Genomic DNA, 12,358 nt, shown 5'->3' with positions numbered 1-12,358 from the left:
CTTGATTCGATACTTGACCCTCTGCCTACCTACACTTCACAAGTGCAGGAATCACATCGCCGCAGCCGCTTTTTCAATCAGCCGGGCTACCGGTTCCGGGTTTGAAACCATCACGACATGGGAAGCCCCTTTAACGACTTTCACCACCTTGGCCTCGGCTCGCTTGGCCATGAATTCCATGGCCTGCGGTGGAATGTTCTTGTCCTTGTCACCATAGATGTGCCAGGACGGAATGTGCTTCCAGGCAGGTGAACCTGACTGCTCGTTCAGCGCCGCTTCGGTAACCGGGCGCTGAGTCGCTGCCATCAATGCCGCCTGCGCGGCGGGGACGTCAGCGGCGAACTGATCGTGAAACTTGTCCTGCTGGATGTACAAATCCTTGCCACCATCAGCCAGTGCGACAGGCGCTGCGAGGGCTGGGCCGAGGGTACTCCCCGGGAATTTGCCGGCTAGCCCGGCGACCGTTTCGCCCGCCTCGGGCGCGAAGGCGGCGACGTAAACAAGTGCCTTTACATTGGCATGGTCGTTGGCCGCTTCGCTGATGACGTTGCCACCGTAGGAGTGGCCGACCAGCACAACAGGCGACTTGATGCCATCGAGCAACGCAGAAACAGCAGCGCCATCACTCTTCACACTGCGCAATGGATTGGCGGCGGCCACAACGGGGTAGCCATCTTTTTCGAGGATCTTCACCACGCCATTCCAACTCGAAGCATCGGCAAAGGCGCCGTGTACGAGAACGACAGTAGGCTTTTCAGTTTGCGCCGACGCGTTGGCGCCGATGATCAGGCTAACGGTGCAGGCCAGAGCGGCCATTACTTTTTTCATTGGAAACTCCTTGGGTGGTTGAACTATTGAGCGAATCGCGAGAAGGCGAAGTCGTGGTTCTGTACTCCTGCACAACTTTGTATCAACTGCCTTGATCGCAATCTTGAGCAACTGTGCTGTCTTGGACGTTGGCCGCTACCGCGCCAAGGCTGAGCACGGCAAACATTGAAGTGATGCTGAGGTTCTTCCAGTTCATGTCGATATCTCCAGACGTTGAGTGATCCTGTGAGACGGCTTGTGCTGTCTCGTTGGAGTTCATTTGACGCCGATCAGGTATCCCGGATGTGTCACCAACCGCCCATAAAAGAAACAGTCCGTATCGGCATGCGGCCTGGATACACAGAGATACATTTGTGCTAGCAGTGGTGAAACTTGATAAACATAAAAAAGAGACCGATGTTGCTCTTTTCAATTTTCACAAGCTTAAACGAAAGCCAATAGAACAATAACTTTAGCGAAAAACGCGACTCACACTCCGCCCCATTGAAATCGAAGAGATTTCTTTTATCCCTGGAACAGGAATACTCGGAAATTATTTCTTCCGACAAATGCACTTATTACCTGTTACCGCACCACACATCATTGGACAGTTATTATTTTTGCGCACTTCAACATTCACACTTTATACAAACATCACAACACACAAATAACACTTGGACAAACACCAACATGACTCGCTGACTTTTTATAACAATTATTGACACACCTACATGGAAACCCTAAATTAATGGCACTCTGCCAACGCCTAGACGACGCATCAACTTTGTTAAGTTAATGGAATGCTGAGTTTCTAAGTTATTTCATTCCTGGTACAACGCATGAAATATGTAGATGACATTACGAAACTCTTTACACGTTTTGGCGCAAATGCAGAGACTTACCAGGAAATACAACCAAACTATAAAGATTTCAAAGACGACCCGGTTATACCTGCGGTGGCTGAGCCAGAACCGCCGGTCGAGCCGGTGAAAAACACTGTCCTCTCGCCACCATCGCCCAAATCCCCTCCCCTGACCGAACCACCTGCGAGTTCCGCTACCGGTGACCGTCAGCGTTTGAGCGACCTGTTGCGTGAACTCAACCAGGTTCGCCGAGACGGTCTGCCAGAAACGATTCACAAGCGGACGAAGGCGAAGGTCATTGCCATCGTTTCAGCGAATGGCGGGGTGGGTAAAAGCACCGTCGCCGCTGGCCTCGCGAAAACACTTCGGCACCTTGGCGGGCGAGTCATCGCGATTGATCTGGACCCTCAGAACGCGCTGTCCAGCCACTTGGGTATCACCCGGCCGGCTCCCGGGCTGATCCAGCTCAAAGAACAGGACGCCGACTGGAGCGCTCATCGCCTGCCGGGCTTTAGCGAGAGTGAGTGCCTGCCCTTCGGCACTGGCGAGCTGAACGAACGCCGCTTGCTCAGGCAGATGCTGCTTGAAGATGCTGACTGGTTGAATCAGCACCTTGCGTCGATGAACCTCAGCGAAAACGATACCGTGATCCTGGATACGCCTTCGGGTGCGACCGTCTATTCGCAACAGGCACTCGACGCCGCCGATCTGGTGCTGGTGATGACGGTGGCCGACGCGGCCTCCTACCTGGCACTGGACACCATGACCCAGTGGCTGGAAACCAGCCTGCGACGCGCACAGCGGCAGCGGTATGTGCTCAACCAATGGGATGACTCCCGTGCGTTCAGCAGGGACATGGGCGTGCTGTTTCAGCGACGGCTCGGCGCTAACCTGATCGGGACGATTCACCTCGATCACCAGTTCAACGAGTCGCTGGCCTATGGTCGGGACCTGTTGCAGTGCGCACCTGAGAGCATTGGCTGTCAGGACATTCTGTCGCTATCTGCCGCGGTCCATGCCCTGCTGTTCGCGGATGCTTCCAGCCAGCAGGGCACGCCATGACCGTCCAGCTGAATCAGCTACCTGCAAAGACCTGGTGGTTGCAGAAGCTGCTGGATAGCTTCCAGGATCGCTTTAGCCAATGGCCCCTGCGTTGGCGCCTGGGCCTGAAAATCTCAGGCGGGCTGATTGCAGCATTGCTGGTGCTGGGTATCCTCACTGCGCCGCAGAATCTGTATTCCCAGGCCGTGTTTGCCTCCGTCTGTTTTGCCGCCAGCCTGATCATCCGCAAGCAAACCGGGCGTCTGGCGATCCTGACCCTGATCACCCTCTCGCTGATCGCTTCGTTGCGTTACATGTACTGGCGCCTGTCCGACACCCTGGACTTCGATAACTGGCAGGATGCCGTATTTGGCTACGGGCTGGTGCTGGCAGAACTGTATGCCTTGCTCGTCCTGGTCTTCGGCTATATACAGACCGCCTGGCCGCTGCAACGTAAACCGCAGTTTCTGCAACAGCCACCCGCGCAATGGCCGACGGTGGATGTGTTCATTCCCACCTATAACGAAGCATTGGGTATCGTCAAACTGGTGGTACTCGCGGCTCAGGCCATTGACTGGCCCGAGGGCAAACTGCGGGTGCACGTGCTCGATGACGGACGCCGGGAGGAATTCAAGGCTTTCTGTCAGAAGATTGGTGTCAACTACATCACCCGCGACAACAATCAACATGCCAAGGCCGGCAATCTCAACGAGGCACTCAAAGTCACCGATGGCGAGTTCATTGCCGTATTCGACGCCGACCACGTGCCCACCCGCTCCTTCCTGCAAATCACCATGGGCTGGTTCCTAAAGGACCCGAACCTGGCGTTGCTGCAAACGCCGCACTTTTTCTACTCACCCGATCCGTTCGAAAAAAACCTCGATACCTTTCGCTCGGTACCCAATGAAGGTGAACTGTTCTACGGCCTGGTGCAGGACGGCAACGACCTGTGGAACGCGGCATTCTTCTGTGGTTCCTGCGCGGTCATCCGGCGGACTCACTTACTGGAAGTCGGCGGCATCGCCACCGAGACCGTGACCGAGGATGCGCACACGGCACTCAAGCTCAATCGCCGTGGTTTCAACACCGCTTACCTCGCCATTCCACAAGCGGCGGGACTGGCCACCGAAAGCCTTTCCCGACACATCAGCCAGCGCATACGCTGGGCACGGGGCATGGTGCAGATTTTTCGGACTGACAATCCCTTGTTTGGCAAAGGGCTGAACCTGGGGCAGCGCATCTGCTACCTCAACGCCATGATGCACTTTTTCTACAGCCTGCCCCGCCTGGTGTTCTTGACCGCACCATTGGCCTACCTGTTTTTCGACGCGCAGATTTTCCATGCCTCGGCGTTGATGGTCACGGTCTATGTGCTGCCGCATATTTTCCACTCCAGCCTGACCAACTCCAGCATCCAGGGGCGCTTCCGCCATTCCTTCTGGAACGAAGTGTATGAGTCGGTGTTGGCCTGGCACATCATGCGACCGGTACTGCTCGCCCTGATCAGCCCTTCGCTGGGCAAATTCAACGTAACCGACAAGGGCGGCACCGTCGAAAAGGACTATTTCAACTGGAAGCTCGCGCGGCCTTACATCGTCCTGCTGACCTTGAACATGATCGGTCTGGCGATCGGCGTGGTGAAACTGGTCGGGAGTGATTCGGCCGAGGTCACTACCCTGCTGATCAATCTGGTCTGGACCGTGTACAACATCATCATCGTCAGCACCGCCGTGGCGGTGGCCACTGAGTCCTCTCAGGTGCGCAACGAGCCCAGGGTGCCCGCGGATCTGCCCGTGCGCGTCTATCGCGAAGACGGCACATCGTTCGATTGCATAACCCGGGACTTCTCACAAAACGGCGTGGGTCTGGCACTGCCACCGCAAGTTCAGCTCAGCGCCAAAGAGAAGCTGCGGCTGTGCATTCTGCGCACGCCTCCCTCAAGCCTCTTTCCCGCAACAACGATCTTCAGCAACGACAACGTGGCAGGCGTGAAATTCGAGGGTTTGACCCTGCGCCAGCAAAGTGAGCTGGTGCGACTGACCTTTTCACGGGCCGACACCTGGGCCAACACGTGGGGCAACGGCCGCCTCGACGCGCCAATGTCGGCGTTGCGCGAGGTCAGCAGCATTGGCTTGCGCGCCATCCTGCGCTTGTTCGTTGCCACCCTGAAGGACAGCCAGGCGCTGCTGCGCAAACGCCCGGCCACTCCATCACCCATCGACCCCACCGCGGACACGCAACGATCTTGAAGCCTTCCACTCGCCGGACCTTTCCTCCTCGTCGCTCACTCATGCTGCTCGCCTGCTCACTAGTGGGCTGGAGCGACTGGGCGTTGAGTGCTACCACCCCAATCAACGCCACAGAGCCGGCGGTGATGCCGGTCGCATCGTTGCCCGGGACCGATGCCCCGAGCAACAGCTATACCCGCACCCTCAAGGAGCTGGGCAAAAGCTATTCGATGAACCTTAAAGGCGTGGAGGCTACCGACAGTGTGAACTTCAATGTGCGCGCCGATGAAGTCGTCACGGCTGCGCAGGTCACGCTGCAGTACAGCTATTCACCGGCGCTGCTGGCCGACCTTTCGCAAATCAACGTGCTGATCAACGATCAAGTGGCCGCCAGCCTGCCCCTCCCAAAGGAAGAGGCCGGTAAATTGCAGACCCGGACCGTGCAGATTCCGCCGCAGACCATCACCGAATTCAACCGGCTCAGCCTGCAGTTCATCGGTCACTACACGATGCAATGTGAAGACCCTCTGCACTCCAGCCTGTGGGCCAAGATCGGCAACGAGAGCCAGCTGAGCCTCCAGGTGTCCTCGATTAAACAGCCCAACGACCTGTCCGCTCTGCCTCTGCCCTTGTTCGATCGTCGAGACGCCTCGCCCCTGAAGCTGCCCTTCGTGTTCACTGCGCGCCCGGGCGGCCCTGAGCTTGAGGCCGCCGGTATCCTGTCGTCCTGGTTTGGCGCCCTGGCCAGCTACCGCGGCGCAACCTTCCCCGCCAGCCTCACCAGCCTGCCGGCCAAAGGCAACGCCGTGGTGTTTGTCAGCGGCAGCGAATCAACGGCCTTGAGTGGCTTGCCGATCAAAGAGGCCACGGGGCCGACATTGACACTCGTGAGCAACCCGAATGATGCTCAGGGCAAACTGTTGATCGTCTCCGGGCGCGATGGCGCCGATCTCAAGGTCGCCGCGACCGCGCTGGCCCTCGGTGGCTCGGCCTTTTCCGGGCAGAGCGTGGTGATCGACCGGATCGACTCGCTCAAGCCACGCCGACCGTACGACGCGCCTAACTGGCTGCCCTCCGACCGCCCGGTTCGCCTGGGTGAACTGGCCAAGCCCGCAGAACTCAATGTATCGGGTTACAACCCGGGACAAATGACGGTTGCGCTGCGCTTGCCACCCGACCTGTTCAACTGGCGTGAACCCGGCGCACAACTTGACCTGAAATACCGCTATACGCCGCAGCCGGTCTCCACCAATTCCTCGTTGCTGGTCCACTTCAACGATACCTTCATCAAGTCGATCGATCTGCCTTCGATCGAGAAACTCGGCAGCAGCGACAGCCTGCTGGCGATGCTCAAAACCGACGACAGCCTGGCCCGCACGTCGCGCATGCTGTTGCCGCTCAATTCCGTAGCGCTGCAATCACGCCTGCAATTTCGCTTTATGTATGACTACATCAAACAGGGCGACTGCCGCGACATCATCATCGACAACATGCGCGGCGTGATCGACCCGGACTCGACCCTGGACCTCAGCCAATACGAACACTTCATGGCCATGCCCAACCTCGGGGTGTTCAAGGACAGCGGCTTCCCGTTCACCCGCATGGCCGACCTTTCTGAAACATCGGTGATCCTGCCCAACGAGCCAGGCCCGGCCGATCTGAGCGCCTATCTGACCGTGCTGGGCCGCTTCGGCGACTCCACCGGTTATCCGGCCACCGGCGTAAAGGTGGTCCACGCCGACCAGGTGGCCGAGCAACGCGACCGGGATTTGCTGGTGCTCGCCTCGGGCAACAATCAGCCGCTGCTGGAGCAATGGCAAAGCCTGCTGCCGGCCAAGGACGAAGCTGCTGCGCAGTACTTTGAACTGTCTGACCTGCCCTTGCGTCTGCGCAACTGGATCAGCCCGGATACGAAAACCAATCTGCGTGAAGCACGCAACAGCTTCAGGTTCAGTGCTGACGACGGCAGTGCTTATCTGACTGGATTCGAATCGCCGCTCAAAAGTGGGCGCAGTGTGGTGTTTATCGCCAGCGCAAGGCCCAACGGCTTGGCCGATGTGACCAACGCCCTGCTCAGCAGCGAAGAGAACGCCCACGAGTTGCAAGGCAGCCTGGTGGTGGTCAAGGGCAAACATGTCAAATCGCTGGTCGCCGAACAGGATTACTACGTCGGGAGCATGGGCCCATTGCGCTATCTGCAGTGGTACCTCTCGCAAAACGTAATGGCGCTCATGCTGTTCACTCTCCTCGGGGTCCTGCTGCTTGCTTCGATGACCTACCTGGCCCTGCGCTTACGGGCCAAACGTCGTCTTGGCCAATGAGTTGCGCATGCCTGTGTCGTCCATGAGCAGCCGGGCTGTTTCACTTCGCCAGTACCTGCGCGGTAACGCGCGCAGGTTGAGCGTTGTGCTTGCGCTCACCCTGCCGGTGCCTGCGATAGCCGCTACAACTCCCTGTGAGTTGCCGGCCTGGCCACTGTGGCAAACCTATGCAACGCGCTTCGTCCAGGCCGACGGCCGGGTTCTGGAATCGAGCCTGGAGAACAATCACAGCACTTCTGAAGGGCAATCCTACGGCATGCTCTTCGCACTGATCGGCAACGATCAGCCACGCTTTGACAAACTCTGGCGCTGGACATCAGCCAACCTCGCAGGCTCCGCCACCGCCACTCGCCTGCCAGGCTGGTTATGGGGGCAAGGCACGGACGGTCAGTGGCGCTTGCAGGACGCCAATTCGGCTGCCGACGCCGACCTGTGGATCGCCTACGCCCTGCTCGAAGCCGCACGCCTGTGGCATCGGCCGGACTATCGCCAGGATGCCCTGCACCTGATGGCGATGATTGAAACGCAATTGGTCGTCACGCTGCCCGGGCTGGGGCCGATGGTATTGCCTGGACCACAGGGCTTCGTCCTGCCGGATGCGCTCTGGCGCCTGAACCCCAGCTACCTGCCACTGCCACTGTTACGGCGGCTGGCCAAGGAAGCTCCCAACGGGCCCTGGCAAGCGATTGCCAACAACACCGCAACGATGATTGCCCAATCAAGCCACCACGGTTTTGTCGCTGACTGGGTCGGTTATCAAGGCACTTCAGCGCAATCGGGTGTCTTCGTCAGCGACCCGATCAACGGCGACACGGGCAGCTACGATGCCATTCGCGCGTACCTCTGGCTGGGCATGAGTGACACCTCCGAACCGCTGGCAGCGCTCCTGCTCAAACGGCTGGACGGCATGGCTCGCAGCACTGTCGCGACGGGTTCCCCCCCGGAAACAGTCCGGATTCTCCACGGCAGTGTTCAGGGTCAGAGCCCGTTCGGATTCTGGGCTGCACTGATTCCCTACCTTGAGGCCAAGGGGCATCCCCGGTTGGCCGATCAACAACGACAGCGCGTGGAGCTCGCCTTGCAAGAGGCGCTGGCCAGGCCTGACGCCGACGCCAGTCCGCCGCGTTACTACAACTTCATGCTTAGCCTGTTCGCGCTCGGCTGGGCAGATAAACATTACCGATTCCGGGAAGACGGAACGCTGAAACTCTCCTGGGAGACCGCATGCACGCGCACCACCGCACGCTAGCCATCGCCGTCATGAGCGCATGGACGGCTGCTGCACACGCTCAAAGTCCGACGCCACAGACGTTACTCGTCGAGCAAGGGCAGTACTGGCAGTCGCACAACAACCCTCAACGCGCTGCGGAAGTCTGGCAGAAAGTCCTGCTGCTGGACCCGGTCCAGGTTGACGCACTCTATGGCCTGGGCTTGATCGGCGTGCAACAGGGCAAGCCACAACAAGCGCAGCAATACCTCGCCCGCTTGCAAGCCATCCAGCCAACGCCTCGACAGGCTCTGCAATTGGCGCAGGACATCGGCGTGGCCCAACCGCAGAACCAGCAGCGCCTGGAAGAGGCTCGGCGCCTCGTCGATGCCGGTGAGCGTGACAAGGCGACCGCCGTGTTTCGCTCGTTGTTCGATGGCCGTCCACCTCAAGGTACGATCGGCCGCGAGTATTACAACAACCTTGCCTTCAATCAGGCTGACTGGGCTGAAGCACGCAGCGGGTTTCAGCGCCTGCAACGTGAGATGCCCAACGACTCGATCGTCGCGCTGTTTTACGCCAAGCATCTGATCCGCCATGAAGACAGCCGTGCCGAGGGCATTCGCGCCCTGGCCGCGCTGACCCAGCGTACCGACATCGCCGGTGATGCCGACGAAAGCTGGCGCCTGGCGCTGACCTGGATCGGCCCGCCCAATCCGGCACAAGTGCCGTTGTTCGAGACGTACCTCAAGACGCATCCGGATGACGTGGAAATCCGCGCGCAGATGAACAAGGGCAAGCAACAGCCGGCAACGACGGCCAGCAAGGAATGGCAACCGCCCGCCGAAGTCGCGCGCGGCCTGAAGGCGCTCAAAGCAGGCGATCAGGCCACCGCCGAACAGGCGTTTCAAGCACGCTTGAAAACCCAGCCCGATGACGCTGACGCGCTGGGCGGCCTTGGGGTTATTCGCCAGCAGCAACAGCGACTGGCCGAAGCGGAAAAGCTCCTGGGTCAGGCCACGCGACAACACAACGGCAGCCACTGGCAAGTGGCGCTGAACGAAGTGCGCTACTGGTCTGCGTTGCAGCAGGCCCGCGATGCCCAGGCCAAAGGCCAGACAGCCCAGGCACAGGCCTTGGTGAACCAGGCGCTGCGGCAGAATCCAAACGGGGCGGATGCTCTCCTCGCCCTGGCGGATATTCAGGCCAGCGCGGGCCAGTTCGATGAGGCTCAGCGCAACTATCGGCAAGTTTTGAATCTGCGCCGCGACGACCCTCGAGCACAGGAAGGGTTGGTCAATGTGCTGCTCAAGAGCGGCAAGAACGATGAAGCCCTGCAACTGATCAACAGCCTGCCAGCCACCGGACAGGCAAAGACCGGCCAGTCCGCACGCCTGCAAGCCTTGCGCGCGACGCAACTGGCCGCCCTCGCCGAACAACGCAACGACCTGCCCGCTGCGCGCAACGCCTTGCAAGACGCGCTGCGCGTTGAGCCGGACAACATCTGGACACGTTTCGCCCTGGCCCGCCTGAACCTGGCAATGGGCGAACCGCAAAAGGCTCGGGACCTGATCAACACCATGCTCCAGGCCCACCCCGACAATGCCGATGCGCTTTACGTCAGCGCCTTGCTGTCGGTCCAGATGGGTGAGTGGAAAGCCGCCCAGGCAACCTTGGGACGCTTGCGCCCCGACCAGCGCACCCCGGACATGGAAGCGCTGGCCGCAGATGTCAGCCTCAACCTGCAACTCAGCCAGGCGATCGGGTTGGGCAAGCGCGGACAGCGTCAGGAAGCCCTGACCTTGCTCGATCGTATTCAGCCGATGGCCAACAACAGTCCAGATCGCACGGCGAGCCTGGCCTCGGCCTATGTCGAGATCGGCGAGCCGACCCGAGCGCTGGCCCTCATGCGCGGCCAGTTGCAACACACCGCTGCGCCCTCGGCGGACTTCATCCTGCAATACGCTTCGGTCCTGCTTGAGTCCGGAGAAGACGCGCAAGTCAACGAGATTCTGCGCGACCTTCAGAACAAGCCCTTGAACGCACCGACTCGCAAGCGTTTCGACGACCTGCTCCATCTCTATCGCATCCGCCAGGCTGACCATCTACGCGAACAAGGCAATCTGGCCAGCGCGTATGACACGCTGGCGCCCGCGCTGGCGCAACGTCCCGGTGACAGCGCCGCCGTCGCGGCGCTGGCGCGAATGTATTCGGCCAACGGCGACACGGCAAAAGCCCTCGAACTCTACAAGCCGCTGTTACAACGTCAGCCAAACGACCCACAACTGCTGTTGGGTGCCGCCGACGCGGCGGTGTTGGCACATGACACAGGCTTTGCCGAACAGGCACTGCAACAGTTGCTCAAGACCGAATCCGGCAACCCTCAAACGCTGACCGAGGCCGCACGCCTCTACCAGAACATGGGCAAGACCGGCACGGCGACCGATCTGCTGCGCAAGGCAGTGGCCATCGAACAGAGCGAGAAACGCAGAAACCAGAGCGGCCAACTGGCCGGTTCGACAGTGGCGCCCAACCCTTTTGCGGGGGTGTCGGGGCCACGTAGCGAGGTCAGTCGCGACACCTTGCTGGCAGCGATCCCGCCACCGGCTCAGGAGATGCCGGGCAGCGTGAGGTCAACCTCCCCTTTTGGCATCGACGCCCTGCCAAGGCCGCAGCAGGCGAGCAATCCATTCGAGTCGCAGCTGCCGCGCGCAGCACTGCTGAGTGAAGACATCAGCCCCGCACAACTGGCGCTGAATAAAATCCTTCAGGAGCGCAGTGCCTACGTCACCCAGGGCGTGAGCATTCGCAGCAACAACAGTGAGTCGGGGTTGAGCAAACTGACCGATATTGAAACGCCGCTGGAAATCAATATCCCGCTGGATGAAAACCGCGTCGCTCTGCGCGTGACACCGGTCTCGCTGAACGCCGGCAGTGCCAGCGGCGAAGCACTGCAGCGCTTCGGTAGCGGTGCGCAGAGCGAAGGCGCCGGCTCGCAAAAAGCCGAGGGTGTCGGTCTTTCCGTCGCTATTCAACGGCCCGCGGATGGGCTCAAGGCCGATCTCGGCACCACCCCGCTCGGCTTCAAATACACCACCGCCACGGGCGGCATCAGCGTTGATCGCCCGGTGAGCGACTCCTCTAATGTCCGCTACGGGGTGAGCGTTTCCCGGCGTCCGGTGACTGACAGCGTCACCTCGTTTGCCGGCACCACGGACAAACGCAGCGGGCAGTCCTGGGGCGGTGTGACCGCCAACGGCGGGCGTGGCCAGTTGAGCTATGACGACAGCGAAGTCGGCGCCTATGGCTACGCCTCCTGGCACCAGCTGTTGGGCAACCATGTCGAATCCAACAGCCGCAGTGAACTGGGCAGCGGTGTCTACTGGTATCTGCAAAATGCAACAGACAGCAAGCTGACCGTCGGCCTGAGCATGACCGGCATCAGCTACGCGAACAATCAGGACTATTTCACCTATGGGCACGGCGGCTATTTCAGCCCGCAGACATTCTTCGCGCTGGGCGTGCCGGTGACTTGGGCACAACGCACCGGGCGCTTGACGTATCAAGTCAAGGGCTCGGTCGGCGTGCAGCATTTCGAGCAAGACAGTGCCGACTATTTCCCGACCGACAAAGCCCTGCAGGCGGCCTCGGGCCTGCGCTACGCCGGGCAAAGCAAAACCGGGATCGGCTACAGCGTCGCCGCGGCAGCTGAATACAAGCTCGCTTCGAACTTCCTGCTGGGCGCCAATCTGGGCCTGGACAACGCCCACGACTACCAACAATTCAGCGGCGCCCTGTCTTTGCGTTACCTGTTCGAGGACATCAGCGGCCCCATGAGCCTGCCGGTCAGCCCGTACACCTCGCCTTATTCCAACTGATCATTCTGGAGTT

At 60.0% G+C, this 12,358-nt stretch carries 6 protein-coding genes; 5 read left to right on the top strand and 1 reads right to left on the bottom strand.

Going from position 1 to position 12,358, the window contains the following annotated elements; genetic code table 11:
- Positions 1–51 precede the first annotated feature (51 nt).
- On the bottom strand, positions 52–828 hold the full coding sequence (locus LOY36_RS12540; RefSeq protein ID WP_019648987.1) for an alpha/beta fold hydrolase: 777 nt from the start codon (positions 826–828) through the stop codon (positions 52–54).
- A gap of 818 nt (positions 829–1,646) precedes the next feature.
- On the opposite strand from LOY36_RS12540, the gene bcsQ reads away from it, so the two are divergent.
- Genes bcsQ through LOY36_RS12515 form a run of 5 tightly spaced genes read left to right on the top strand, consistent with a single transcriptional unit; the run spans position 1,647 to position 12,345 of the window.
- Positions 1,647–2,732, top strand: coding sequence for a cellulose biosynthesis protein BcsQ (gene bcsQ / locus LOY36_RS12535; protein ID WP_258673839.1), 1,086 nt, complete (start codon positions 1,647–1,649; stop codon positions 2,730–2,732).
- Entirely contained in the window at positions 2,729–4,960 is a 2,232-nt protein-coding gene (gene bcsA, locus LOY36_RS12530) for a UDP-forming cellulose synthase catalytic subunit (RefSeq protein WP_258673837.1), read from the top strand. Before bcsQ ends, bcsA begins: the two co-directional genes overlap by 4 nt.
- Positions 4,957–7,260 carry a cellulose biosynthesis cyclic di-GMP-binding regulatory protein BcsB gene (bcsB, locus tag LOY36_RS12525; protein ID WP_258673836.1) on the top strand — a complete coding sequence of 768 codons (2,304 nt, stop codon included), beginning with the start codon at positions 4,957–4,959 and terminating at the stop codon, positions 7,258–7,260. The genes bcsA and bcsB overlap by 4 nt, the downstream gene beginning before the upstream one ends.
- Positions 7,261–7,267: 7 nt before the next feature.
- Complete coding sequence (gene bcsZ, locus LOY36_RS12520) at positions 7,268–8,509, top strand: cellulose synthase complex periplasmic endoglucanase BcsZ (protein WP_258673835.1); 1,242 nt, start codon at positions 7,268–7,270, stop codon at positions 8,507–8,509.
- Positions 8,485–12,345, top strand: coding sequence for a cellulose biosynthesis protein BcsC (locus LOY36_RS12515; protein ID WP_258673834.1), 3,861 nt, complete (start codon positions 8,485–8,487; stop codon positions 12,343–12,345). Before bcsZ ends, LOY36_RS12515 begins: the two co-directional genes overlap by 25 nt.
- The last annotated feature ends 13 nt before the right edge of the window (positions 12,346–12,358 follow it).

It is taken from the genome of Pseudomonas sp. B21-019 (assembly GCF_024749225.1).
Lineage (GTDB): Bacteria > Pseudomonadota > Gammaproteobacteria > Pseudomonadales > Pseudomonadaceae > Aquipseudomonas.
The sequence above is the reverse complement of the archived record's forward strand: the minus strand, read 5'-3'. Positions and strand labels throughout refer to the sequence as shown.